General features: G+C 69.5%; 23 protein-coding genes and 1 tRNA gene. 11 read left to right on the top strand and 13 right to left on the bottom strand.

The genetic code is table 11. From position 1 onward, the window contains the following. The first annotated feature begins 31 nt into the window (after positions 1 to 31). Positions 32 to 256: a hypothetical protein gene (locus tag ABFX55_RS42905; RefSeq protein ID WP_183655776.1), complete on the top strand. Its 225-nt coding sequence runs from the start codon at positions 32 to 34 to the stop codon at positions 254 to 256. Here ABFX55_RS42905 and ABFX55_RS42900 read toward each other — a convergent pair. From ABFX55_RS42900 to ABFX55_RS42890, 3 genes are read right to left on the bottom strand one after another with little or no spacing between them, the layout of a single operon-like run. Further along, entirely contained in the window at positions 253 to 921 is a 669-nt protein-coding gene (locus ABFX55_RS42900; RefSeq protein ID WP_183655774.1) for a response regulator, read from the bottom strand. The two genes, ABFX55_RS42905 and ABFX55_RS42900, sit on opposite strands and share 4 nt — an antisense overlap. Beyond that, positions 918 to 3383, bottom strand: a complete 2466-nt coding sequence (locus ABFX55_RS42895) for a DUF4118 domain-containing protein (protein ID WP_346129297.1) — start codon at positions 3381 to 3383, stop codon at positions 918 to 920. The genes ABFX55_RS42900 and ABFX55_RS42895 overlap by 4 nt, the downstream gene beginning before the upstream one ends. Before the next feature lie 10 nt (positions 3384 to 3393). Then, positions 3394 to 4137 (bottom strand): group II truncated hemoglobin, encoded by a 744-nt coding sequence (locus tag ABFX55_RS42890; protein ID WP_346129295.1) that lies wholly within the window; start codon positions 4135 to 4137, stop codon positions 3394 to 3396. A gap of 255 nt (positions 4138 to 4392) precedes the next feature. Here ABFX55_RS42890 and ABFX55_RS42885 point away from each other — a divergent pair, with 255 nt between their 5' ends. Then, the gene (locus tag ABFX55_RS42885; protein ID WP_346129293.1) at positions 4393 to 5259 is read left to right on the top strand and encodes a GNAT family N-acetyltransferase; all 867 of its coding nucleotides are present in this window, start codon (positions 4393 to 4395) and stop codon (positions 5257 to 5259) included. Positions 5260 to 5481: 222 nt separating this feature from the next. After that, complete coding sequence (locus ABFX55_RS42880; protein ID WP_346129291.1) at positions 5482 to 6132, top strand: class I SAM-dependent methyltransferase; 651 nt, start codon at positions 5482 to 5484, stop codon at positions 6130 to 6132. Between the two features lie 113 nt (positions 6133 to 6245). Here the strand turns inward: ABFX55_RS42880 and ABFX55_RS42875 are convergent. From ABFX55_RS42875 to ABFX55_RS42855, 5 genes are all read right to left on the bottom strand, one after another. Then, a tRNA-Met gene (locus tag ABFX55_RS42875) sits at positions 6246 to 6322 on the bottom strand. Positions 6323 to 6367: 45 nt separating this feature from the next. Then, the gene (locus ABFX55_RS42870; protein WP_346129289.1) at positions 6368 to 9301 is read right to left on the bottom strand and encodes a UPF0182 family membrane protein; all 2934 of its coding nucleotides are present in this window, start codon (positions 9299 to 9301) and stop codon (positions 6368 to 6370) included. A 144-nt stretch (positions 9302 to 9445) separates the two neighbouring features. Then, positions 9446 to 10492, bottom strand: a complete 1047-nt coding sequence (locus ABFX55_RS42865; RefSeq protein ID WP_183655758.1) for a YlbL family protein — start codon at positions 10490 to 10492, stop codon at positions 9446 to 9448. Between the two features lie 9 nt (positions 10493 to 10501). Further along, entirely contained in the window at positions 10502 to 10927 is a 426-nt protein-coding gene (locus ABFX55_RS42860) for a molybdenum cofactor biosynthesis protein MoaE (protein WP_346129287.1), read from the bottom strand. After that, positions 10924 to 11997 (bottom strand): NAD-dependent epimerase/dehydratase family protein, encoded by a 1074-nt coding sequence (locus ABFX55_RS42855; RefSeq protein WP_183660427.1) that lies wholly within the window; start codon positions 11995 to 11997, stop codon positions 10924 to 10926. Before ABFX55_RS42855 ends, ABFX55_RS42860 begins: the two co-directional genes overlap by 4 nt. A gap of 79 nt (positions 11998 to 12076) precedes the next feature. On the opposite strand from ABFX55_RS42855, the gene ABFX55_RS42850 reads away from it, so the two are divergent. Genes ABFX55_RS42850 through ABFX55_RS42840 form a run of 3 tightly spaced genes read left to right on the top strand, consistent with a single transcriptional unit; the run spans position 12077 to position 14878 of the window. Continuing rightward, complete coding sequence (locus tag ABFX55_RS42850; RefSeq protein ID WP_346129285.1) at positions 12077 to 13324, top strand: zinc-dependent metalloprotease; 1248 nt, start codon at positions 12077 to 12079, stop codon at positions 13322 to 13324. Then, a complete protein-coding gene (locus tag ABFX55_RS42845; RefSeq protein WP_346129284.1) occupies positions 13321 to 13881 on the top strand; it encodes an NUDIX hydrolase in 561 nt (186 codons plus the stop codon). Before ABFX55_RS42850 ends, ABFX55_RS42845 begins: the two co-directional genes overlap by 4 nt. Before the next feature lie 22 nt (positions 13882 to 13903). After that, a complete protein-coding gene (locus tag ABFX55_RS42840; protein WP_346129282.1) occupies positions 13904 to 14878 on the top strand; it encodes an endonuclease/exonuclease/phosphatase family protein in 975 nt (324 codons plus the stop codon). On the opposite strand, the gene ABFX55_RS42835 is transcribed toward ABFX55_RS42840, so the two are convergent. The 3 genes from ABFX55_RS42835 to ABFX55_RS42825 all read right to left on the bottom strand — a co-directional run bounded on the left by ABFX55_RS42835 (position 14865) and on the right by ABFX55_RS42825 (position 16813). Beyond that, entirely contained in the window at positions 14865 to 15413 is a 549-nt protein-coding gene (locus tag ABFX55_RS42835) for a hypothetical protein (protein WP_346129280.1), read from the bottom strand. The two genes, ABFX55_RS42840 and ABFX55_RS42835, sit on opposite strands and share 14 nt — an antisense overlap. A 32-nt stretch (positions 15414 to 15445) precedes the next feature. Then, positions 15446 to 15961 (bottom strand): M48 metallopeptidase family protein, encoded by a 516-nt coding sequence (locus ABFX55_RS42830; RefSeq protein ID WP_346129279.1) that lies wholly within the window; start codon positions 15959 to 15961, stop codon positions 15446 to 15448. 69 nt (positions 15962 to 16030) lie between these two features. After that, positions 16031 to 16813 carry an enoyl-CoA hydratase/isomerase family protein gene (locus ABFX55_RS42825; RefSeq protein WP_344843782.1) on the bottom strand — a complete coding sequence of 261 codons (783 nt, stop codon included), beginning with the start codon at positions 16811 to 16813 and terminating at the stop codon, positions 16031 to 16033. Between the two features lie 104 nt (positions 16814 to 16917). On the opposite strand from ABFX55_RS42825, the gene ABFX55_RS42820 reads away from it, so the two are divergent. Both ABFX55_RS42820 and ABFX55_RS42815 read left to right on the top strand, forming a co-directional pair. After that, positions 16918 to 18270, top strand: a complete 1353-nt coding sequence (locus ABFX55_RS42820) for a thiamine biosynthesis protein ThiF (RefSeq protein WP_346129277.1) — start codon at positions 16918 to 16920, stop codon at positions 18268 to 18270. An 84-nt stretch (positions 18271 to 18354) separates the two neighbouring features. Next, positions 18355 to 19683 carry an ABC1 kinase family protein gene (locus ABFX55_RS42815; RefSeq protein WP_428834785.1) on the top strand — a complete coding sequence of 443 codons (1329 nt, stop codon included), beginning with the start codon at positions 18355 to 18357 and terminating at the stop codon, positions 19681 to 19683. 132 nt (positions 19684 to 19815) lie between these two features. Here ABFX55_RS42815 and ABFX55_RS42810 read toward each other — a convergent pair whose 3' ends face one another. Continuing rightward, complete coding sequence (locus ABFX55_RS42810) at positions 19816 to 20823, bottom strand: LysR family transcriptional regulator (RefSeq protein WP_346129276.1); 1008 nt, start codon at positions 20821 to 20823, stop codon at positions 19816 to 19818. A gap of 45 nt (positions 20824 to 20868) precedes the next feature. Between ABFX55_RS42810 and ABFX55_RS42805 the strand changes: the two genes are divergently transcribed. Then, complete coding sequence (locus tag ABFX55_RS42805) at positions 20869 to 21567, top strand: MBL fold metallo-hydrolase (protein ID WP_346129274.1); 699 nt, start codon at positions 20869 to 20871, stop codon at positions 21565 to 21567. Between the two features lie 176 nt (positions 21568 to 21743). Here the strand turns inward: ABFX55_RS42805 and ABFX55_RS42800 are convergent, their stop codons facing one another. Further along, positions 21744 to 22649: an LLM class flavin-dependent oxidoreductase gene (locus ABFX55_RS42800; RefSeq protein WP_346129273.1), complete on the bottom strand. Its 906-nt coding sequence runs from the start codon at positions 22647 to 22649 to the stop codon at positions 21744 to 21746. Positions 22650 to 22911: 262 nt separating this feature from the next. On the opposite strand from ABFX55_RS42800, the gene ABFX55_RS42795 reads away from it, so the two are divergent. Both ABFX55_RS42795 and ABFX55_RS42790 read left to right on the top strand, forming a co-directional pair. Beyond that, a complete protein-coding gene (locus ABFX55_RS42795) occupies positions 22912 to 23202 on the top strand; it encodes an ArsR/SmtB family transcription factor (RefSeq protein WP_346129272.1) in 291 nt (96 codons plus the stop codon). Continuing rightward, positions 23199 to 23585 carry a VOC family protein gene (locus ABFX55_RS42790; RefSeq protein WP_346129270.1) on the top strand — a complete coding sequence of 129 codons (387 nt, stop codon included), beginning with the start codon at positions 23199 to 23201 and terminating at the stop codon, positions 23583 to 23585. Before ABFX55_RS42795 ends, ABFX55_RS42790 begins: the two co-directional genes overlap by 4 nt. Positions 23586 to 23680: the final 95 nt, after the last annotated feature.

The following is a 23680-nucleotide window of genomic DNA, read 5'->3' as shown; positions in this document are numbered from 1 at the left end:
TAGAAACGCCCATGCGGGTATTGTGGGTCCCATGAGTGATCAACCGTACGAAGTTTCCCTGGATATGGGCGATGACGTGCAGGAATCCTGGATCGCCATGTACAGGGACAGATATCCCGAGCGGCACCACATCGACGAGATCGATGACGAGGCCACCCGGGGGATCTTTCACTGGATGAACGAAGAGGACAAGCGGGAGACCGACGCTCACCCCGATCCTCTGGCGGAGCCGACCTCCTGCACCGAGGAGCCCTAGGGCTGGAACCTGTAGCCCATGCCTGGCTCGGTGAGCAGGTGATCCGGGCGCGCGGGGTCGCGCTCGAGTTTGCGCCTGAGCTGGGCCATGTACTGCCGCAGGTAGTTCGTCTCCTTCAGGTAAGCGCTGCCCCACACCTCGGTCAGCACCTGCCGCTGGCTGATGAGCTTGCCGGGGTTGCGTAGCAGGAGCTCCAGGAAGTGCCACTCGGTGGGCGTCAGCCGTACCCCACCGGAGATGGTCTTGGTCGCCAGGTCCACCACGTGGTCGCCGATGCGTACGGTCGCGGGTTCGGTTTCGTGCTGGTTGGTCCTGCGGGTGACCGCGCGGATGCGCGCCAGGAGTTCGTCGATGCCGAAGGGCTTGGTGACGTAGTCGTCGGCGCCGGCGTCCAGGGCGTCCACCTTGTCCGCGCTGCCCGCCCTGCCCGACAGGACGATGATGGGCACGCTGGTCCAGCCGCGCAGGCCGTGGATGACCTCGACACCGTCGAGGTCGGGCAGGCCGAGGTCGAGGATGACCAGGTCGGGGTGCCAGCCGGCGGCCTGGCGCAGGGCAGCGTTGCCGTCCTCCGCCACCGCGACCTCGTACTCCCTGGCGGCCAGGTTGATCCGCAGCGCGCGCAGGATCTGCGGCTCGTCGTCGACCACCAGCACGCGGGTCATGCGGCGGTCCTCAGGGACACGATCATGGTGAGCCCTCCTCCTGGCGTCTCCTCCGGCACCAGGGTGCCGCCCATCGCCTCGGTAAGCCCGCGCGACAGCGCCAGCCCCAGACCGACGCCCGCGTGGTTGTCGCGGTCGCCCAGCCGCTGGAACGGCTGGAAGACCCGCTGATGGTCCTCGGGCGGGATCCCCGGCCCCTTGTCGATGACGCGGATCTCGACGCGGTCGGCGTGCTCGCTGGCCGTGACCAGCACGGGGCTGTATCTCACGCCGTTGCCCACCAGGTTGGCCAGCACCCGTTCGAGCAGGACCGGGTCGGCCATCACCTCGGGCAGCTCGACGGAGAAGTCCGCCCTCGCGTGGGATCCCGCGTCGTCGAGCACCCGGGGAATGACCTCCTCCAGTGCCACGGGCTGCAGCGCGAGCCCGAGGACGCCCGCCTGCAGCCTGCTCATGTCGAGCAGGTTCTCCACCAGCCTGTGCAGCTTGACCAGGGACTCCCCCGCCGTGGCGAGCAGTTCCTCCCTGTCGGAGGGGCTCCAGTCGATCTCGCTGCCGCGCAGGCTCTCGACCGCCGCCATCGCCGAGGCCAGCGGCGTGCGCAGGTCGTGGCTGACCGCCGCGAGCAGCGCCGTACGCATCCTGTCCGCCTCCGCCAGGGGCCGCGCCAGCGCGGCCTCCTCGCGCAACCGCTGCTGGCGCAGCGCCACCGCGGCCTCGGCGGCGAACGCCTCGAGCACCCGCCGGTCGGCGGCGTCCAGCAGCCTTCCCCGTACGGCCAGCACGAGGTCCTCGTCGATCGTCACGTCGGTGTCGCCGGTGCCAGGCTCGGTGCACGGCGGCCCGCCCGCCATGGCGACGATCCGCCACTCCTCCCCCGCGCGCTCCAGCAGCGTGACCGAGGTCAGGCCGTAGATCTCGCGCAACCTCTCGAGCAGCGGCTCGCCTCTCAGCACCTGGCCCGCCAGCGTGGAGAGCACCTCCGCGTCGGCGCTCGATCTGGACGCCTCCCTCGTACGGCGCGCCGCCAGGTCGACGACGGTGCTCACCATGGCCGCGACCAGCACGAAGATGACCAGGGCGAGCAGGTTCTCCGGCGCGGAGATCGTCAGCGTGTGCACGGGCGCGGTGAAGAACCAGTTGAGCAGCGCGAACCCGAGGACGGCCGCGGTGAGCGCCGGCCACATCCCGCCGACCAGCGCCACCGCGACGACCAGCAGCAGGAACAGCAGGATCTCGCTGGGTAGGGTCAGGTCTCGCCTGAACGGCAGCAGCGCCAGGGCCAGCAGGGGCATCGCCACCAGCGCCATCGCCCAGCCGGCGATCCTGCGCTTTCGGGTGAGGGCGGCGCTGGGTGACGCGGGCCTGCTGAGCCCCTTGCGGATCGCCTCGTGGGTGACCATGTGCACGTCGATCGAGTCGGACTGCGCCATGGTGGTGACGCCCACGCCGCGAGCGAAGATCTGCGCGAGCCTGCCCCTGCGTGAGGCGCCGAGGACGAGCTGGGTGGCGTTGACGCCGCGGGCGAAGTCGAGCAGGGCGCGCGGGATGTCCTCGCCGACGACCTGGTGGTAGGTGCCGCCGAGGCTCTCCACGAGCGTGCGCTGCCTGGCGAGGCTGGCCGGATCGGCGCTGCTCGCCAGGCCGTCCGCCCTGGTCACATGGACGGCCAGCAGGTCGGCGCCCTTGGTCCTGCCGGCGATGCGGGCGGCTCGCCGTACGAGCGTGTCGCCCTCGGGGCCGCCGGTCAGCGCCACGACCACCCGCTCGCGCGCCTCCCAGGTGCCGGCGATGCCGTGGTCTGACCGGTAGCGGTCGAGCTGTTCGTCGACCTTGCCCGCCAGCCACAGCAGGGCCAGCTCGCGCAGGGCGGTCAGGTTGCCGACGCGGAAGTAGTTGGACAGCGCGGCGTCGACGGTCTCGGGGGCGTAGACGTTGCCGTGGGCCAGGCGGCGGCGCAGCGCCTCTGGCGACATGTCGACCAGCTCGATCTGGTCGGCCCGCCGTACGACGTCGTCGGGGACGGTCTCGCGCTGGGGCACGCCCGTGATCCGTTCGACGACGTCGTTGAGCGACTCGAGGTGCTGGACGTTCACGGTGGAGATCACGTCGATGCCCGCGTCGAGGATCTCCTCGACGTCCTGCCAGCGCTTGTCGTTCGCCGAGCCGGGGACGTTGGTGTGGGCCAGCTCGTCGATCAGCGCGATCTTCGGCTTCCTGGCGATGACCGCCTCGACGTCCAGCTCGGTGAAGGCGGCGCCCCTGTGGAGCAGCCTGCGGCGGGGGAGGACTTCCAGCCCTTCGAGCTGCTCGGCGGTGCGCGGACGGCCGTGGGTCTCCACGAACCCCACCACGACGTCCCTGCCCCGCTCCAGCGCCCTGCGGCCTTCGCCCAGCATGGCGTAGGTCTTTCCTACTCCGGGGGCCGCGCCCAGATAGACCCGCAACCTCCCCCTGCCCATGCCACCAAGACTATGGCTTGTACGGCGGCGCCACCCCCCAGCCCCACCTGGGCACGGGCTCCTCCTTCGGCGCCCTGGCGTTCGGGCCTGAGAAGTACAGGGCCAGCCTGGTGCCCCACTCGACGTAGCCGGTGAACGCCGCCCTGAACTCCGCGTCGGAGGGCAGGCCGACCTCGTCGGCGGCGTCCATGAGCAGATTCACCCATCGGCGGCGCTGCTGCTCGGTGATGCCCTTGCCGAGGTGCTTGGAGACCATGTGCGTGTGGCCGCCGCGCTCGCGCGTGTAGGCGGCGGGGCCGCCGAAGACCTCGCCGAGCCACATCGCCACATAGCGGGGATGGCCCGGGTCCATGCCCGCGAACAGCGGCCCGACGAGGTCGTCCTTCTTCACCAGGTCGTAGAAGGTCGCGGTCAGCCGCTCGAGCGCCTCGGCGCCGCCCGCCCACTCGAACAGCGTCGGCTCGGTCTTGGTGATGACCTGCTCGTAGTGGCGCATCTCCTCGATGTGGGAGACGAAGGGCTTGATCTCGGCGAAGAACTCCTGGAAGTGTGCGCTCTTCCTGAAACCCTCCAGATGACCCTCTGCCGAGGTCCATTCGATGCGCAGGATGTAGTACTCGGGCTCGTCCACGCAGCGGGACAGCTCGTAGGTCAGGCACTCGGGCGAGTTGCCCAGGGGCACCACCGCCCGCCTGTAGGCGTCCTCGAAGCCGTCCGCGTCGGGGACGCGGTAGCGGATGTACTCCACGATCATGTAATGATGTAATCATTAGACCAGCTTTTCGGCAACCATGGAATATCAGCACATAAGCCGTCACACTCGGGCTGTGGATCCACTCCTTTCGTGGCTCATCAGCGCCCTGCTCCAGTTCCTGATCGTCTATCTCGCGGTACGGCTGGCACTGAAGCACGACAGGGACGGCCGCGCCTGATCCATGGGCTGCCGCTGAGAGCGCCAAGAGCTCGCGTCAGACACCTGCTCTTGTGGCGTTCGGGATAGTTTCGCCGGATGCCTCAATATCTCAGGAAGGACTACCAGGGACCGGCCGACCTGCGCGTGATGCAGACGCTGGCCCAGCGGCTCTGGTCGCAGGTCAGCCGCTGGCACCTCGGTGAACTGGCCTGGCGGCGCTTCCAGCACGTCGGCCGCGAACCGGAATGGCGCACCGCGCTGTGGGAGCTCGACGGCCAGTCTGTGGCCTGGGCGTGGGTGGACGAGTCAGGCAGGCTCGACCTGCAGCTCGACCCCGCCCACCTCACGCTGGCCGAAGAGATCCTGAGCTGGTCGGGCGCGAGCACTGTCACGCTGCTCGACGCGGAGAAGGAGCTGGCCGACGTCCTGCTGCGGCGGGGTCACGAGGAACGCACCGGCGGCCCTTTCTTCGTCCATCTCGCCCGTGACCTTGCCGACCTGCCCTCTCCCTCGCTGCCTGCCGGCTACACGCTGCGGGCGGTCCGCGACGAGCGTGACGCGGGTGCGCGCGCCGCCGTCCACGCGGCCGCCTTCTCCCCTTCCCGCGTCACGGCCGAGAGCTACCTGCAGGTGATGGCGGCCTGGCCGTACAGGCCTGAACTCGACTGGCTGGTGGAGAGCGAGGAGGGCGAGCCTGTGGCCTTCTGTCTCGTGTGGCTCGACGAGGTCAACCAGGTCGCGGTACTGGAGCCCGTCGGCACCGATCCCGGGCATCGCCGGCGGGGGCTGGCCACAGCGGCCGTCCTCGGTGCGCTCCACGCGGCCAGGCAGCTCGGCGCGCGGTCCGCACGGGTCTGCGCCAGAGGGGACGACGACTATCCGTCGGCGCGGGCGACCTACGAGTCGATCGGGTTCAGGCACTACGCGCGCAACGTGACGTTCGTTCCTCAGGACCGCCGGTAGCGGATGCCGCGCACGCGCGGGCGAGGCCGCGACCGGCCCCGGTGATCGCCAGGCTGGGGATCATCGGAGCCGGTGAGATCGCAACGATGGAAGGATAGACTGGCGGTCGCCGGCCTCATCCTGGCCGTCCCCGCCGCGGCTGGGTTCCTCTGCTGGTTCGTCCTCCTTTGCGCCATGGCGGCCTGACGCGGGTCTGGCGGACAGGCCCTACGATGTCCAGCCATGACAGAGCCGGACTTCCTCGTCGCCACGCGCGCCGCCTACGACGCCTCCGCCGTCCTTTACGCCGAGCTCGTCGGCGAGACCTTCCTCTCCAGCCCGCTCGACCACGCGATGATTTCCGTCTTCGCCGAGCTGGTCAGGGGCGCGGGTGACGGGCTGGTGGCGGACGTGGGATGCGGCCCCGGCCACGTGACCGCTCACCTGCGCTCGCTCGGCGTCACGGCCTTCGGCGTCGACCTGTCGCCCGAGATGATCGCGATCGCCCGCGACGCCCATCCCGGCCTCCGCTTCGAGGTGGGACGGATGGAGGCCCTGGATGTGGAGGACGCCTCCCTGTCGGGGGTTCTCGCCAACTACTCCATCATCCACACCCCGCCGGAGCGGCTCCCCGTCACGTTCGCCGAGTTCCACCGTGTGCTGGCACCCGGCGGCCACCTGCTGGTCGCTTTCCAGGGCTACGACCATCCCGCCGAACTGGCGGAGGCGTTCGATCACAAGGTGTCCCTCGCCTACCGGTACTCGCCCGATCGCGTGGCCGAGCTGCTGCTCAAGGCCGGTCTCACCGAGGTGGCCAGGCTGATCTGCGCTCCGGGCGAGGACCGCCTGCGAGGCTTCCCCCAGGCACACCTCCTGGCCCGCCGTACGGCCTAGCCCCACGGGCCGCCCTGCGGCCCCTGGTCCACGGGCCGGCCAGCGGACCAGGGGCGATAGGCCCAACGCAAAAGGAAAAGACCCCCAGGGATAATCCCTGAGGGTCTTCTCATTGGTAGCGGGGGCAGGATTTGAACCTGCGACCTCTGGGTTATGAGCCCAGCGAGCTACCGAACTGCTCCACCCCGCGTCGGTGTGTGTCTAAAGACTATAGGTGACGCGGGAGTCGTGCAAATCAAGAAGACGGCGTAGCGGATGGCGAGGGTGAAACGGTGCCCGAAGGCGTCGGTGACGGGGTGGCGGGCGGCGTGGTGGCCGGAGCCGTCGGGGTCGCCGAGGGCTGAACCGTAGAGGTGCGGCCCAGGGCGTTGAGCGCGTCCTGCAGGCGCTTCTGCGCCTCGCCGTACTTCACCCAGTCGGGCGGCGAGGTCGACAGCGCCTTGTTGGCGTCGTCGTAGGCCTTCTGGGCGTCGCTGATCAGCTTGGCCGTGGCGCCGGTGGCGGCGGGCTGTTCGCCCGTCTGCGGCTGGCCTGTCGTCGGCTGCTCGGCGGCCTTGCCGCTGAACACCTTGGACAGCGCGTCCTTCAGCGTGTCGCCCGAGCCGACCGTGCTGCCGTAGGCGACCAGGACCCTCCTCAGGATCGGGAAGGGCTCCTGACCCGCGGCCGCGGCGGTCTGGACGTAGACGGGCTCGATGTAGACCAGACCGTCGGCGAAGGGCAGCGTCAGCAGGTTGCCGTAGCGCACCGTGGCGTTGCCCAGGCCGAGCAGGTTGAGCTCGCCCGAGAACTTGTTCTGGAAGTTGTTCTGCGCCTGTCCTGGACCGGGGATCGAGGTGTTGGACGGCATGCGCAGGATGCGCAGCTTGCCGTACCCCGGGCCGTCGGTCGCGTCGACCGCCATGAACGCCGCCAGGTTGGGGCCCTGGCGCGGCACGAACGTCGTCGTCAGCGAGAACGACGGCTGCTGCTTCGGCATCGTGGTGGTCAGGTAGTACGGCGGCTGCTTGACGTCCTTGTCGCCCTGGGAGGGGTCGAAGGGGACGTTCCAGAAGTCCTGGCCGCTGTAGAAGGCGTTGGGGTTCTCGATGTGGTACTGCGACAGGATGTCGCGCTGCACCTTGAACAGGTCCTCGGGGTAGCGGATGTGGTCCTTGAGGTCCTGGCTCATCTTGGACTTCGGCTGGATGACGCCGGGGAAGGCCTTCTGCCAGGTCTGCAGCAGCGGGTCGTTGGGGTCCCAGGCGTAGAGCGTGACCGTGCCGTCGTAGGCGTCGACCGTGGCCTTGACCGCGTTGCGGATGTAGTTGATCTGGTCGCGCGGCTGCTGCGGGGCGACGCCGCGAACCGTCGCGGTGTCCTCGGTCATCGACAGCAGCGACTTGCTCTGTGAGTACGGGTAGTCGTTGGACATCGTGTAGCCGTCGACGATCCAGGTGATGCGCCCGTCGACGATTGCCGGGTACGGGTTGGCGTCGAGCTGCAGGAACGGCGCCACCTTGGCGACGCGGTCACGCGGGTCGCGCTCGTAGAGGATCTTCGAGCTGTCGTTGATGTCGCCCGACAGCAGCATGTTGATCTCGCCGTACTTGGCCGCGTACACCAGCCTGTTGAAGAACGAGCCGACGCGCACGCCGCCCTGTCCCGCGTAGGTGGTGTTGGCCTGGCCGGTGCCGCCGCTCTCGGGGAAGTCGAGCTCCTGGCCCTGGCCGGGCTTGACGTTCGGCGCTCCCGCGATGACGTACTCGGTGGCCATCTGCTCGCCGAAGTAGACGCGCGGCTCCTTGATCCTCTCGCCCAGGGCGCCGGTGACCGGCATGTCCTTGGCGTCGAAGTTGGGCAGGCCCTCGGAGTCGACCTCGTTGCCCGGCGCCGCCACGAAGCCGTAGCCGTGCGTGTAGACGAGGTGCTTGTTGATCCAGTTGTTCTGCTGCGAGGGCGGGCCCGTCAGCTCGCGGACGGCCACGACGTGGTCGCGAGGCAGCGGAGCCCCGTTGTCCTTGTAGCGGTCGACGTCGAGCTGGGTGGGGAAGTCATAGAAGCCTCGGATGCGCTGCTTCTGCTGGTAGGTCTTGGCGACCAGGTTGGGGTCGAGCAGCCGCACGCCCGAGACCGAGACGTCGCCGTCGGCGGTGACCTTGCTGGGGTCGGACTGCGCGGTGTAGTCGATGACCTCGCTGCCGGCCACGCCGTACGCGTCTCTGGTCGCGGCGATGTTGCGCCCGATGTAGGCGGCCTCACGCTGCTGCTGGTTCGGCTTGACCTGGAACTGCTCGACCAGGGCGGGGTAGACGCCGCCGATCAGGATTGCCGACAGGACCAGCAGGCCGAACGAGACGCCCGGCAGCATGCCGCCCGGCCGGATGACGCCGGCGAAGAAGAGCGCGGCGCAGATCAGCGCGATGATCGCGAGGATGGTCTTGGCCGGCAGGACGGCGCTGACGTCGGTGTAGGAGGCGCCGTGGACGAAGCCGCGGTCGGAGAAGACCAGGCCGTAGCGGTCGATCCAGTAGGCGACGGCCTTCAGCAGGACGAAGACGCCCAGCAGGACCGACAGGTGCACGCGCGCCGCGCGCGAGGCGTGGACGCCGGGCGACTGCAGCCTGAACCCGCCGTACAGGTAGTGCGTGATCGCCGCCATGATGATCGCGAGGATCACCGCGGTGAACAGGAAGTTCAGCACCATCCTGATGAACGGGTAGTCGAACATGAAGAACGAGATGTCCCACTTGAACAGCTCGTCCGTCTTGTTGAACGGCGTGCCGTTGACGAACGCCAGCCAGGTCTTCCACTGCCCGGCGAACGACGAGCCCGCGAAGAGCGCGAGCACGGCCATGCCGATGATGAAGATCAGCTTGCGGTGGGGATCGAGCGCCAGCCTGTAGCGGTCGGCGCCACTGCCGCCGCCGAACATCGCGGGCCCGAACATCGGCCGCGTCCTGAAGGCCAGCAGCATGTTGCCGCCGACGATGCCGGCCATGAGCAGCGCGCCGACCACGAACAGCCCGATCTCAGTGAGCAGCACCCCGGAGAAGACGGAGGTGGCCCTGACGGAGTCGAACCAGAGGTAGTCGGTGTAGATGCCCGAGAACAAGAAGAAGAATGCGACGATCGCCACCAGGGCGATCGCGACAGGAAGAAGCAGTCGCGGTCGGCGGGGCAGGCGCATCCCCCGACCGGGTCCTGGGGTCCGGAATGCCAAGGCCAACCCCTCGTCGTGATGTGCAAACGGTCCGTGGTTGGCAACCTACACCGGCCCGGCTCGGCTGACGAAGGATGCCGGTACGGCTAACGAATGGGGAGCGGGGAAAGTTCACCCGGCCGTGCAGGCAGGCACCTCTCCCTTGCCTGTCCTGATCGCGTCGAGCGCCTGGACCGCTCCGTGGAGCGTGTCGGCCTTCACCAGACGGAGACCGTCGGGGGCCGCCTTCATCGCCTCGGCGCAGTTGTCGGCGGGGGTGAGGAAGACGGTGGCGCCGGCGTCCCTGGCCCCGACCATCTTCTGCGCGATGCCGCCGATCGCCCCGACCTTGCCCTCGGGGGTGATGGTGCCGGTGCCCGCGATCGCCTTGCCGCCGGTGATCTGGCCGGGCGTGAGCTTGTCGATGATGCCGAGGGCGAACATCATGCCCGCGCTCGGGCCGCCGACGTCGCCCACGTTGATGGTGACCTTGAAGGGGAACTTGTACTTGGCCTGCATGACGATGCCGACCATCGCGGTGCCCTGCTTGGAGGCGGCCGCCTTGACGGTGACCGACTCCTCCTGACCGTTCCTCGAGACGGAGAAGGCGATCTCGTCGCCCGGCTTGCGCGCCTTGACGGCGGCCGAGACCTCCTCGACGGTGCTGACCGCGCTGCCGTCGACGGCGCGGATCTCGTCAGCGGGCTTGAGCTTGCCCGACGCGGGGGCGGACTTCTCCACCGACAGGACCGTGGGCACCATCGTGTAGTGGATCTTCATCTCCGTCAGGGCCGCGGCCGTCGCGTTGTCCTGGGAGTTGGTCATCTCCGCGGTGTTCTCCTGCTCGACCTCTTCGGCGGTCTGGGTGCGAGGGAAGATCGAGTCTTCGGGCACGACCGCCGAGGTCGGGTCGACCCAGCCGCGCAGGGCGGTCAGCAGGTCGGGCCTGGCGGCGGGGCCGCCCTGGTACGAGACGGTGACCAGGCTGAGCATGCCGCTCGTGGGGTAGGTCTTCCGCCCGTCGATCGAGATGACCGGCTTCTTGTCGACCTCGCCGATCGTGTTCTCGGTGGGGCCGGGCCGCAGCACGACGTACGGCACGTTGATCACCGCTCCGGTGATGCCCAGCGCGAGCACCAGGAAGCCCGCCACCAACAGGGTGAGTGCACGTCGTGACATGTGCTGAGCTTATTCGCAGGCGCCGACCCACTCGGTCGACCCGTCGGCGAACACCTGGTGTTTCCAGATGGGAACCTGAGACTTGAGATCGTCGATCAGCTTGCGGGAGGCCTCGAAGGCCTCTCCCCTGTGCGGGCAGGCGACCGCGACGATCACCGCGATGTCGCCGAGCTCCAGGTCACCGACCCTGTGGACGGCCGCGAGCGCCGTCACGGGGAAGTCTGCCGCGACCTTCTCCGCCACGCGCCGCAGCTCGTCGATCGCGCTCGGGTGGGCGGAGTAGGACAGCTTCGTCACGGCCTTGCCGTGGTCCTGCTCGCGGACCGTGCCGACGAACAGGGTGGTGCCGCCCGCCGCGTGGGAGCCCACCGCGGCGAACACCTCGTCGACGGAGAGCGGCGTGTCGCGAATGTCCAGCAACCGAATCACGGTCAAAGCCTACGCTTCTTGCGTACCTGCCTCACGATCGCGGCGGTGCCGATGACGGCGACCGTCGCGCCGGCCGCGGTGAGCGTGGCCTCCTTGACAGGCAGGCGCCTGCCGACCACGGTCGTCCTGTTCTCGCGCAGCTCGAGCAGCTGCTCGAGGGCGGCCTCGTTGCTCCACGCGGGCTTCCATCCCGCCTCGCGCAGGTTCGCGCAGTCGACCACCCACGGGTAGACGACGTAGTGGAGGTCCGTCGCGGGGGCGGGGGTGATGCCGAGCCTGTGGAGTCGCTGCGCCGTGCCGAACGTGAGGCCGGCGGGCAGCTCGAAACCGCGTATCCCGGACAGCTCCTCCACCTGCTCCTGCTCGAGCCAGCCCTCGGAGCCGACCGCCACCACGCCGGTGACCACTCCCCTGGCCGCCAGCTCCAGCGCCGAGAGCAGGTCGTCGACATGGCAGAACTGCCACCGCGGCGTGCAGCCCTTCACCGTCAGCAGCCTCGGCGACTCGAAGTGCCTGGTGATGACCGTGTCGATGCCCGGGCCGACGATCGCGGCGGGCCGTACGACGGTGACCTCGAGCCCGGGGTGGCTGCGGGCGGCCCTGCGGACCAGCGCCTCGATCTCCAGGTAGTCGCCCACCACGCCGGTGTCGGGCTCGGCGGCGACCGCGGAGTCCTCGGGGAGCGGGACGTCGTTCTCGGGCGCGGCGCCGTACACCATGGCGCTGGTGACCAGGACGACACGCCGCACGCGCGCGGCGGCGCTGGCGGTCAGGACCGTCTGCGCGGCGCGCAGGTTGTAGGCGCGCCGCTCGCCGGGGTCGGAGTCGAGCGCGTAGTCACCGGCGAGATGGACCAGGACGTCGATGTCGGAGATGCGGTTCGCCAAGAGCGGATCCCGTACGTCGATCACTCGCCAGGTGACGTCCTGGACGTCGCCGCGCTGCTCGTCGATGGCCACCACCCTGCGGAAATCCGCGTTGGTGGCGAGCTTCGCGACGAGCTCGCGGCCGATGCCTGAGGACGCGCCGGTGACGGCGACGACTGGTTGGCGCGGGCGTTTCGAGGTAGGCACCAGGTCCTCACTTTGCACTGATCCGCCGTAGGACGACTAACGTGGCGGATGTGGACTCCTCCATCCTGCACGAGGTAGAGCGGTGACTGACCTGCCAGGTCGCGAAAACGACCCCAACGACAACCCGTTCGCCATGTTCGGCAATCCTGAGCAGATGGCTCAGGCGATGCGGCAGTTCGCCGACATGCTGTCGGCGCCGCAGGGCTCAGGCCCTGTCAACTGGGACATGGCCAAGAACATCGCCCGCCACGCGGTGGTCGCCGAGGGCGATCCCAGCGTGATGGAGGGCGAACGCCGCCAGATCGTCGACGCGCTCCAGCTCGCCGACCTCTGGCTCAACGAGGCGACCGCGCTGCCCAGTGGGGTGTCGAACCCGCAGGCGTGGAGCCGTTCCGAGTGGATCGAGAACACGGTCCCCGTCTGGCGCAAACTGTGCGAGCCGATCGCCGAGCGCATGGTCGAGACCATGGGCGGCGCCCTCGGCGGTGGCAATCTGCCGCCCGAGGCGCAGCAGATGGCCGCCCAGCTCGGCCCGCTCATGGGCATGATGAAGCAGATGGGCGGGATGATGGTCGGCCAGCAGATCGGCCAGGCCCTCGGCTCGCTCGCCCGCGAGGTGGTCGGCACCACCGACATCGGCCTGCCGCTGTCCGACACCGCGGCGCTGCTGCCCGGCGGCGTGGCCTCCTTCAGCGAGGGCCTCGAGCTGCCCGCCGAGGAGATCAGGCTCTACCTGGCGCTGCGTGAGGCGGCCCACCACCGGCTGTTCCAGCACGTCCCATGGCTGCGCGGGCACCTGCTCGGCGCGGTCGAGGAGTACGCCAAGGGCATCACGGTCGACACCTCCGCCCTGGAGGAGCAGATCCGTGGCCTCGACATCAGCAATCCCGAGGCGCTCCAGGAGGCGCTGAGCGGCGGCGGCCTGCTCAAGCCCGAGGAGACCGAGCGGCAGAAGTCCGCCCTGGCCCGCCTCGAGACCATGCTCGCGCTGGTCGAGGGCTGGGTCGGCACCGTGGTCGACGCCGCTGCCGAGGGCAAGCTGCCGTCGGCGGGCGCTCTGGCCGAGACCGTACGGCGGCGCCGGGCGACCGGCGGTCCCGCGGAGACGACCTTCGGCACGCTGGTCGGCCTGGAGCTGAGGCCCAGGCGGCTGCGCGAGGCCGCGGCGCTGTGGCAGGCGCTCGAGGCCGATCGCGGCATCGACGGGCGCGACGCGGTCTGGGGCCACCCCGACCTCATGCCGACGGCCGACGACCTCGACGCCCCCGACACCTTCGTCAAGGGCGACACGGCGTGGGACATCTCCAAGCTCGAGGACGGCGAGGATTGACCCTTCACCGCGACGCGGTCGCCGTCCTGGCCGGATGGACGGCGCCAACCGCGGAGGAGGAGGCGCTGCGTGAAGAGTTCCTTCAGCATCTGCGCACCTATCCCGACGCCATGCTGCGCTCGTGCGCGCCCGGTCACCTCACGGCCACCACCGCCGTGCTCTCGCACGACGGCGCCCAGGTGCTGCTGACGCTGCACCCGAAGGCGGGCATGTGGCTGCCGATGGGCGGCCACTGCGAGCGGTTCGACGGTTCGCTGGCCGACGTCGCGCTGCGCGAGGCCACCGAGGAGTCGGGGATCTCCGGCCTCAGGCTGCTGCCGGGGCCGCTCGCGCTCGACAGGCACAAGGTCTGGTGCCATCCCCCGCACAGCTGGCATCTCGACGTGGAGTACGCGGCCGTCGCGCCCGCCGGCGCGGAGGCCGTCATGAGCGACGAGTCGCTCGACCTGCGATGGTTCCCCGTCGAGGAGATCCCTGAGCTGTCGGACGAGGCCACCAGGCTGCTGGCCCGCAGGGGCCGCGAGGTTCTCACCTCGGGCTCACGCTCGCTTGGCTAGAGTCCCTTCGCAGGAGGGATATGTGGAGACTGTCGGTGGCACCATCGTGACGCCCGCTCGCCGCAGGTTCCCGGTGAAGGCGCTCGCCTGGATGGCGGTCTCCCCGTTCGCCGTGTGGGCGGCGGCCAGGATCGGCGGGCTCGAGCGCGGGTCGCTCACCACGCAGCTCATGACGGCCACGCCGTACGCCGCCGCGGGCTCCCTGGTCTCTCTCGTGGTCGCCATGGCGGCGCGCAACCGCCCGGCCGCCGCGGTGGCCCTGGTCACGAGCGCCGCCCTGGGATTCAGCGTGCTCCCCCGAGCCTTCGGTACGGCGGACACGGCCACGGGCAGGCCGCTCAAGGTGCTCACCGTCAACATGCTGTTCGGCAGGGCGGACACCGGCGCGATCATGGAGCTGGTCAGGCGGTTCGACCCTGACGTGCTGTCGACGCAGGAGCTCACCCCCGACGCCGTCGGGCGCCTCGACGCGGCGGGGCTGAAGGACCTGATGCCCCACAGGGTGCTGGAGGACGAGTACAGCGCGGGCGGCAGCGGCCTGTACGCCAGGTATCCGCTGACCCGGCTGGACAACGTGGTGCCGCAGCGCGGCCATCACATGCCGGTGGGGCTCCTGGCGCTGCCGGGCGGCAGACCCGTGCAGGTAGTGAACGTGCATCCCTATCCGCCGCTCGGCCCCCTTGTCCACGACTGGAACGCCGCGCTGAGCGCGCTGCCCTCGGCCTCGGCCGATCCCGTGCGCGTGCTGGCGGGCGACTTCAACGCCAGCCTCGACCACGCGGCGATGCGCGAGCTGCTCGGGCGCGGCTACAAGGACGCGGCGGACGAGGTCGGCCAGGGACTGGTCCCGACGTGGCCGGCCAACAAGAGGATTCCGCCGATCATCACGATCGACCACGTGCTGGTCGACTCGCGGGTGGGGGTGCGCGAGGTCAGCGTGCACACCGTGCAGGGCACCGATCACCGCGCGGTCTTCGCCAGCCTCACCGTGCCGTAGCGCCCAGCACCGCCCTGGTGTTCTCCCAGCCCTCGAGGCCGGGGTCGAGGCGGTCGAGGTCGGCGGAGGTGCGCACCCTGTGCCAGCCCGGCGTGGTGGCCACCATGCGGCGGCCAGGGGCCTGCGCCCGCAACTCCTTCACCGGGTCCTGGGCGTCGAGATCGGGGTCGGCCCAGCCGGGGAAGGGCAGCTTCGCCGCCATGGCGACGGCGCCGCCGTCCTCCGAGGGACAGACCGTCAGCTCGGCCCTGCCGAGTTCGCGGAAGAGCTTTCCGATCAGCAGGGGCGGCAGGTCGGGCGCGTCACCGCTCACTATCGCGGCCTGGTCGGCATTAATGGCGGCGAAGATGTCCTTCAGCGGCGCGTGCTCTTTAATCGCGATAATGTCCGTGCCCGGCCACAAGAGATGATCCAAATCGGGAACGCTGGTGGCGAGGACGGGCGTGACGAGTTCGAGGCCCGCGACCATCTCATAGGTGTCCTCGACTATGGCTTCGAGGAACTCGCGTGGATCTCCTGGCGCGGCATTCGCCATACTTTGCCTTACCAGAACCGCGACAACCCGGGTCAACACTCCTCCGGAGGGTTGCTGGCCGCGGCAGAGAATCCTTCAAGGTAGCCGCGCGCCCGCTCCGCCTTGGGATACTGTTCGACCAGGGCCCAGAATTCAGGGCCGTGGCTGGGCACCAGCAGGTGCACGAGCTCGTGAATGATGACGTAGTTGATGACCCACTCGGGGAGCCCCTTGAGGCGGGTCGAGATTCTGATCGTGCCGCTGTCGGGGGTGCATGATCCCCATCTGTGCTGCTGGTTGTCGACCCAGCGGACACTGATCGGCTGAGCCTTGCCGTACAGGTATTTCGCCGACAGTTCGTTGGCCCGTTCCAGCAGGCCTTCGTCGGTGGGGCGCCTGCGTTGCTCCTTGGCGGCCAGCCGGTCGAGCATCCGGCTGACCCATTCATCCGCGTCCTCGCCGCTCAGCCAGGCGGGCAGGAGCACGATCGTCTTGTCGCCGTCGCGGTACGCGGAGACCGTACGCCGGCGACGAGAACTTCGACGAACCTCGACTCTCTCGGGGGGCACATATGCACGTTAGCCGACACTGACGAAATTCCACAGGGGGTGAGCCCCTGTTTTCGCTGGTCAGCATGATTAAGAGCCGGTGAATTTGGGCACTCGCCTTTCCCGATGCGCGGTGAGGCCCTCAAGCATGTCCTTCGAGGTCATCGTCACCGGCTGGGCCAGCGACTCCCATTTGAGCGCTTCTTCAAGGTCATTGTGTGCACTCTTGAGCGCGATTTTGGTCAGCCGCGTCGCGATGGGCGCGTTCGCCGCGACGCTTCCGGCGATCTCCAGAGTTTTCTCCAGGAGCTCCTCTCTCGCGTAGGAGCGGTTGATGAGCCCTTCTCTCGCGGCCTCCTCTCCCCTGATCGTTCTACCGGTGAGGAGCAACTCCCTGGCGAGGTTGATCCCGCCTCTGCTCGGCAGCAGATAGGTGGCGGCCATCCCGGGGTGGAGTCCGAGCGAGGTGAAGGGCGCCAGGAGTTTCGCGTCGTCGGCGGCGTAGACGAGGTCGCAGGCGAGCGCCACGCACAGGCCCGCGCCGACGGCGGGGCCGTTGACGGCGGCGATGGTGGGGATCTCCAGCTCGGTGATCGACAGCCAGGTGCGGTAGAAGGCGAGCATGCGGTCGCGCAGGGCGGGGACCTCCTCCTCCCCCCTGTCGGCCAGCCAGGACAGGTCGCCGCCCGAGGAGAATGCCGTGCCCGCGCCCGTGACGACCAGGCAGCGCGCCTGCCGGTCCGACGCCAGCTCCCTGATCGTTTCGGCCCACTGGGCGGTCATGCCGTCGGTCATGGAGTTGCGGCGGTCGGGGCGGTTGAGGGTGAGCAGGACGACGCCGTCGTCCTGCCTGTCGACCATGAGCTCGTTCATGGTCGAGAGAGTATCCACAGCCGCGCCCGCCACCGCGTCCGAGTTATCCACAGCCCCGGGCGAAAGCCCTCCCGACCGCCGCGCGCGTGGAAACCTGGCGCGCCATGAGGCCACGTGTGAAACCCGCGCTGCGCAGGATCCTCCGTGACGAGCGCACGCTCCAGTTCGGCGTCCACCCTCGCAGGGCGGTCCTGGTGAGCGAGCTCGCACCGTCCGTGCGGCAGTGGATCGACCGCCTCGACGGCACCAGGGAGATCGCCCAGGTCATGAAGGAGGCGTCAGGGGCGGGGCTGTCCGAGGAGGGCGCCAGGTCGTTGCTCGACACGCTCACGGCGCGGGGGGTGCTCGACGACGCGGCGGTCCGTCCCGCGACGCTGGCCAGGCTGTCGCTCGCCGAACGCGACCGGCTGCGGCCCGAGCTCGACGCGCTCGACCTGGCGTCCACGACCGCTGGGGGCGGCCTCGAGACGATGCGCCGCAGGCGGGAGGCTCGGGTGCGCGTCTACGGGGCCGGGCGGGTGGGCGCGCAGGTGGTGGCGCTGCTGGCGGCCTCCGGGGTGGGCCAGGTGCGGGTGGTCGACCCGGCTCCGGCGAGGGCGGAGGATCTGGTTCCCGGAGGGCTGGGGTGGGCGGAGCTGGGGGCGCCTCGGGAGGAGGGCGCGGTGGCGGTGGCCCGCAGGATCACGGCGGGCGGCTCCGGTCTCTCCGCTTCAGGTGACCGTTCTGGCGGTTGTTACGAGGTCTCCGGCGAGCCTGCTCCACGCCCGGCAGGCCGCCCGTCCGGTCGTGATTCGGGCGCGGCCTCCGACCGCGCCTCCGACCGCGCTTCTGGGCGCGCCTCCGAGCGTGCTTCCGGACGCGCTTCCGAACGTGCCTCCGGGCGCGCCTCCGGTGCGGCTTCCGCCAGGCGGCGGCGGGAGGCGTGGCCGGCCGTCGACGGCGGGCCTTCGGTCGAGGCGGTGGCCGGCGCGCCACACCTGTGTGACGGCTCACAGCGGCCCGACCTCGTCATCCTCGCCCCCGTCGGCCCGCTCGACGCGATCCTGGTCTCCGAGCTGGTCACCATGCGGATCCCACACCTCCTGGTCGCCGCCTTCGAGGGGCACGGCTCCGTCGGCCCCCTGGTGCGTCCCGGCGAGACAGCCTGCCTGCACTGCCTCGACCTGGCCAGGCGAGATCGCGACCCCGCCTGGCCGATCGTCACCGCCCACCTCGGCGGATTTCCCGTGGGTGAGATCGCCTGCGGCTCGGCGCTGTCGACGCTCGTCGCGGCCGCGGCGACCGGCCATGCGCTTGCTCATATCGACGGCCAGCAGAGCGCTGTGACCAACGGCACAATGGACGTTATGCCTGATTGGCACTGGAAACGTCGATCCTGGACCATGCATCCGCAATGTCGTTGCTGGCGCAAAGAGTTCAGTGCGCTAACAATGGTCAGGCCGGGTTCTTGCAGTTGACGGGCCAACGCAAAGCCCGAAGGGCCCCGTAAGGTCCGGACCACGAAGGGGGGAAGCGGCGTCTCAGCAGAGACGCCGCGCGTCATGGTGAGTGATCTTCCGCGCCGCGCCGTCACGCGCTCCGCCAAGCTGGCGACCCTTCCACTCGGGTTCGCCGGCCGCACTGTCATGGGCATCGGCAAGCGCATCGGCGGCAAGTCGGCCGAGCTGGTCGCCCAGGAGGTCCAGCAGCGCACCGCCGAGCAGATCTTCAAGGTGCTCGGCGAGCTCAAGGGCGGGGCGATGAAGCTCGGCCAGGCGCTGTCCATCTTCGAGGCCGCGCTACCTTCCGAGATCGTGGGCCCCTACCGGGCGACGCTCACCAAACTGCAGGACTCCGCTCCCCCGCTGCCCGTCGCCACCGTCCACCGGGTGCTGGCCGAGCAGCTGGGCGACGACTGGCGCGACCACTTCGACTCCTTCGACGACCAGCCGACCGCCGCCGCCTCCATCGGACAGGTCCACAAGGCTGTCTGGCACGACGGCAGGGCCGTCGCCGTCAAGATCCAGTATCCGGGCGCGGGCAAGGCGCTGCTCGGCGACTTCGCCCAGCTGGCCCGCCTCGGCAAGCTCTTCGGCGCGCTGCTGCCCGGGCTCGACATCAAGGCCGTCCTGGCCGAGCTGCGCGAGCGCATCGCCGAGGAGCTCGACTACCTGCGCGAGGCCGAGGCGCAGCACGCCTTCGCCATGGAGTTCAAGGACGACCCCGACTTCTTCGTCCCCGACGTCATCGCCGCCAACGAGCAGGTGCTGGTCACCGAGTGGATGGACGGCACGCCCCTCTCCCGCATCATCACCGAGGGCACCAAGGAGGAGCGCGACAGCGCGGGGCTGCTGTTCGTGCGCTTCCTGTTCTGCTCGCCCGCCCGCGTGGCTATGCTCCACGCCGACCCCCACCCGGGCAACTTCCGCATGCTGCCCGACGGACGGCTCGGCATCCTCGACTTCGGCGCGGTCAACCGGATGCCCGAGGGCTACCCGAAGGTGTTCGGGCAGCTCACCCGCATCTTCAACCAGGGCGACATGGACGCCGTGGTGGACGGCCTGCGCGACGAGGGCTTCATCCAGGAGCACATCGAGATCGACGGCGAGGCGCTGCGGGGCTTCCTGGCACCGTATGTGGAGCCGACGGCGGTCGAGGAGTTCACATTCAGCCGCGAGTGGCTGCAGGCGCAGGCGGCGAGCGCCACCGATTTGCGCCCGACGAACGTGGTGCGCCAGCTCAACCTGCCGGTGTCCTACGTGCTGATCCACCGGGTGCATGCGGCGGGGGTGGGGGTGCTGTGCCAGCTCGGCACGACGGCCCGCTTTCGCGACGAGGTGATCCGCTGGGTCCCCGGTTTCTCCGACGACGAGCCGGCCCCCGTCGGCTGACGCGTCTCCCCCCCGCCACCGTGCCGTCTCGTTCAGCGCCTTGGCCCGCTGCTCGCGCTGGGGCCCACGCCGCGGTCGCCTGACACCGCGGACCGGCTGTGGAAGTGAACCAGTCTCCCCACGCCGCGGTTGTCAGGGCACCAGAGGAGTCCGGTCGATCTCAGGCACCCATACCGCAGGGTCGGACCGGTCCGGAAGCGCGCGTGACCGCAGGTGCCGCAGCAGCACCCGCAGCAGTGGCCGGGGATTGCGCCGGTGCCAGACGATCGACCACGGCAGCAGCGGCGTCGGCTCGACGATCGGGATGCGGACAAGGCCGCTCCCGGTCGCGTCGATGCTCATCTCGCCCAGCCCCACCGCCGCCTTCTCCGCCAGGAACTGCTCCACGAGATGCCGCTGGCCGATGGCCGGAGCGTTGAATCGCAACGGCACGCCGAACCGCTCGGCCAGCCGCGTCAGGTAGCCTCGCCATTCCGTCGCGCCCGCCGGGTCGGGCATCGCGATGCCTGCCTCGCGCAGGTCGGCCGGCCGCAGCACGCTCCTGTCCGCCAGGCGATGATCTTCGGGTACGAACGCGTGCAGCTGCTCCAGATGCACGAGTCTGTGCACCAGCTCGGCGGGCCATGGGGCCGGCGTGTCGTGTACCCGCCCGAACGCGGCGTCGATCTCCTGCCGGCGCAGGGCAGGCAACGCCACGGACAGTCCCTGTCGCATGCTCAGCTCGATCTGGACGCGAGAGTCGCGCTCGCTCACCTGGCGCACCATCCGCAGCGGTGTGAACCGCTCGTCGTACACGTCCACCCGCAACGGCTCGTCCGCAGAGCGCACCGCCTGCACCGCCCGGTCGAACGCGGACACCGCCTCATGCGCGTGAGGCAGCAACCGCCGCCCCGCCTCCGTCAACTCCACGGCGCGGGTGGTCCGCTCGAACAGCGGCACCCCCAACGCCTCCTCCAGCCGGCGAATCCGCTTCGACAGCGCCTGCTGGCTGATGAACAGCCTCGCGCCGGCCCGCCCGAAGTGCAGTTCCTCCGCAGTGACGAAGAACGCGCGCAGGCCCTCGATGTCCGCCTCCACGCTCCGAGCCTTGATTGGAAACCGTTGGTTGTCAATCTGCTGCGGATCGTTGTTGGACGCCACCGGCCGACTGCGGGTTTGCTGGCCTCTCACCGAAGGGGAGACCGAATGAAGATCGCGGCAATTCGTCCGGAGCTGCACCTGCTACTGCTGGAGTTCGGCCAGGCGTACCTCTGGAACGACGCAGGCAGGCTCACCCTCGTCGACACCGGCATCGCCACCTCCGGCAAGGACATCGCGGCTGCGATAGAGGAGCTGGGCTTCAGCAAGAGCGACGTCAGGCACGTCGTGCTCACTCATTTCCATGAGGACCACAGCGGCGGGGCCGCCGAGATCAGCCGGTGGGGAGAGGTCACCGTACTGGCCCACCGGCTGGAGACACCGGTGATCCGCGGTGACAAGCCGGCTCCTCCACCGAACTTCACCGACGAGGAGCGGGCTCTGCACCGTGACCTCGGCGCCCACCTCCTGCCCGCCGCGCCCCCATGCCGGGTGGACCGGGAGTTGGAGGACGGGGATGTGATCGACTTCGGCGGCGGCGCGCGGGTGATCCACACGCCCGGCCACACCGACGGCAGCATCGCCCTTCACCTGCCGCGATTCGACGTGCTGTTCACCGGGGACACGGTCGCGCACGTCGACGGACAGGTCATGCCCGGCGTCTTCAACCTCGACCGCGCGGAGATGCTCCGCTCCTTCCGCCGACTCGCCGAGGTGGACGCGCAGCTCGCCTGCGTCGGTCACGGCGAACCCCTTTTCGACGCCCACGCCGCTCTCACGGCGGTCGCCGCGACTCTGCCGGCCTGAACACCGGATCGCCCCCGTAGCCGTGCGAGTCCTCGGTGAGCGCGTCGTGGCGGGCTCGACGGTCAGCGCAACAGACCTGGGAGCCCCGTCAACGAGCACGTCGTGGTCGGGCCCAACAGCCAACGCGACAGGCGTACGAGTCCCATGGGTGAGCACGCCGCAACCGGGCCCAACAGTCAACGCAGCAGGTTTCGGGCCTCCGCCAGTAGGTCGACCTGGGCCCGCCAGTCGCCGCCCGAGATTCCGATGATCGCGTGTTCGGCTCCGGCCTCGCGATAGACGGCCAGCCTCTCGGCGACCTCCTTTGGCTGGCCGGTGAGAGGGATCTCGATGACATCCTCCAGCGGGCGACCGTACGCGCCGCTGATCCCCTCCGCGATCTCCGCCCTGGACGGGACCCCAGGCCCGCTCCCCAGAGCGGCGGCGCCTCCGATCGCGATGACCGGAGCGGGCCGTCCGTGTTGGGCGGCCAGTTCGGCGAGATGCTTTCCGCCCTCGGCGACCTCGCTGGGCGAGATCAGGGAAGGGAACCAGCCGTCGCCCAGCCGCGCGGCCCGCCGGATCGCCGCGCCGGAGGCGTTGCCGACCCACACCGGCGGTATCGCCACGGCAGGCGCCAGCTCGACGGCCGGCTCCCCCTCTTCGTCTCGCAGCCGCGTCACCTCGCCCGTGAGCAGGTGGGGAAGCAACTCCAGGGCCGTGTCGGTGCGGCGGCCCCGCTCGCCGTAGGGCACCCCCGCTGCGGCCCACTGCGCGGGCCCGCCGCCCGAGCCCACACCGAGCACGAGGCGGCCGCCGGACACGTACTGCAGGGTCGCGATCTGCTTGGCCGCCCAGACGACGGGACGGATCGCGGGGACGAACACACTGGTGCCGATCCTGATGCGGGTGGTGGCCGCGGCGGCGATGGCCAGCGCGATCGGCGCGTCCAGCGTCGGCCCGCCGACGGCCAGGTGGTCGCCGTGCCAGACCCCGTCCAGCCCGGCGTTCTCCGCGTGCAGGGCTGCGGCTCGCAGGTCGATGCCGTCCCTGCGCTGGACGGCGATTCCGGGCAGGATGACGCCGATCTCGAAGCTCTTCATGGCCGTACTGTGCAACGTCAAGTCAGCTTGATGTCAACGAAAGCCTCCGCGCGGCGAGACGGTCCGGCGCCCTACGGCCAACGAGCGTTCGTTGGTCCCCATGGGTCACCCTCACCGTTCCGATGAGCCACCTCCACCCGTACTCCGCGCTTGGAGCGCCTCCAAGCAGGCTGGTTCGGACAGCGCGAGGATGCTCGACGCGACAGGCAAGTCACCACTTGCCTCTTGTTAGGCAAGTGGTGACTTGCCTATAGTGAGGGTCATGGCGGAGGATGTCTTCAAGGCCCTGGCCGACCCCACCCGTCGGCGCATCCTCGATGAGCTGGTGGAACGGGACGGCCAGACCCTCTTCGAGATCTGCACGCGGCTGGTGACCAAGCACGGTCTTGGACTGTCCCGCCAGGCGATCAGTCAGCATCTGGCCGTGCTGGAATCCGCAGATCTGGTCCGTTCGCGGCGCCAGGGCCGCTACAAGTTCCACGATCTGAACACCGAACCCCTTGAGCGCATCATCACCCGATGGCTCAAGCACGACACAGGAGGCACCCCATGAAGATCCACCTGTCGAGCGTCTTCGTCGATGACCAGGACAAGGCCCTGCGCTTCTACACCGACGTGCTCGGCTTCGTGAAGAAGACCGACGTCCCGGTGGGCGAGGACCGTTGGCTCACCGTGGTCTCACCGGAAGACCCCGACGGAACCGAACTGCTCCTGGAGCCCTCCGGCCATCCCGCCGTGAAGCCGTACAAGGAGGCGCTGGTCGAGGACGGCATCCCGGCCACCTCCTTCGCCGTGGACGACGTGGTCGCGGAGTTCGACCGGCTGCGCGAGCTCGGGGTCCTCTTCACCCAGGAGCCGCTGGAGATGGGCCCGGTCACCACCGCGGTCCTGGACGACACCTGCGGCAACCTGATCCAGATCGTGCACCACAAGTAGGGGTGCCGTTAAGGCACGTGTCACCAGCCGCAGACGAACGCGTTCGGGCAGGTCAGTGGCGGGGTGCCTACATGATCACCGCGATGCCGATCACT

Source organism: Nonomuraea roseola, from assembly GCF_039535395.1.
In the GTDB taxonomy this organism is placed as follows: Bacteria; Actinomycetota; Actinomycetes; order Streptosporangiales; family Streptosporangiaceae; genus Nonomuraea; species Nonomuraea roseola.
Note: the sequence above shows the minus strand (reverse complement) of the source record. Positions and strands in the feature narration are given on the sequence as shown.

Excerpts from the sequence above, each read along its gene's own strand:
- ABFX55_RS42805 (WP_346129274.1), top strand. The coding sequence starts at position 20,869 with ATGAAGATCGCGGCAATTCGTCCGGAGCTGCACCTGCTACTGCTGGAG.
- ABFX55_RS42835 (WP_346129280.1), bottom strand. The coding sequence starts at position 15,413 with ATGGCGAATGCCGCGCCAGGAGATCCACGCGAGTTCCTCGAAGCCATA.
- ABFX55_RS42815 (WP_428834785.1), top strand. The coding sequence starts at position 18,355 with ATGGTGAGTGATCTTCCGCGCCGCGCCGTCACGCGCTCCGCCAAGCTG.
- ABFX55_RS42790 (WP_346129270.1), top strand. The coding sequence starts at position 23,199 with ATGAAGATCCACCTGTCGAGCGTCTTCGTCGATGACCAGGACAAGGCC.
- ABFX55_RS42885 (WP_346129293.1), top strand. The coding sequence starts at position 4,393 with ATGCCTCAATATCTCAGGAAGGACTACCAGGGACCGGCCGACCTGCGC.
- ABFX55_RS42890 (WP_346129295.1), bottom strand. The coding sequence starts at position 4,137 with ATGATCGTGGAGTACATCCGCTACCGCGTCCCCGACGCGGACGGCTTC.
- ABFX55_RS42800 (WP_346129273.1), bottom strand. The coding sequence starts at position 22,649 with ATGAAGAGCTTCGAGATCGGCGTCATCCTGCCCGGAATCGCCGTCCAG.
- ABFX55_RS42880 (WP_346129291.1), top strand. The coding sequence starts at position 5,482 with ATGACAGAGCCGGACTTCCTCGTCGCCACGCGCGCCGCCTACGACGCC.
- ABFX55_RS42825 (WP_344843782.1), bottom strand. The coding sequence starts at position 16,813 with ATGAACGAGCTCATGGTCGACAGGCAGGACGACGGCGTCGTCCTGCTC.
- ABFX55_RS42870 (WP_346129289.1), bottom strand. The coding sequence starts at position 9,301 with ATGCGCCTGCCCCGCCGACCGCGACTGCTTCTTCCTGTCGCGATCGCC.
- ABFX55_RS42895 (WP_346129297.1), bottom strand. The coding sequence starts at position 3,383 with ATGGGCAGGGGGAGGTTGCGGGTCTATCTGGGCGCGGCCCCCGGAGTA.
- ABFX55_RS42795 (WP_346129272.1), top strand. The coding sequence starts at position 22,912 with ATGGCGGAGGATGTCTTCAAGGCCCTGGCCGACCCCACCCGTCGGCGC.
- ABFX55_RS42820 (WP_346129277.1), top strand. The coding sequence starts at position 16,918 with ATGAGGCCACGTGTGAAACCCGCGCTGCGCAGGATCCTCCGTGACGAG.
- ABFX55_RS42900 (WP_183655774.1), bottom strand. The coding sequence starts at position 921 with ATGACCCGCGTGCTGGTGGTCGACGACGAGCCGCAGATCCTGCGCGCG.
- ABFX55_RS42905 (WP_183655776.1), top strand. The coding sequence starts at position 32 with ATGAGTGATCAACCGTACGAAGTTTCCCTGGATATGGGCGATGACGTG.
- ABFX55_RS42865 (WP_183655758.1), bottom strand. The coding sequence starts at position 10,492 with ATGTCACGACGTGCACTCACCCTGTTGGTGGCGGGCTTCCTGGTGCTC.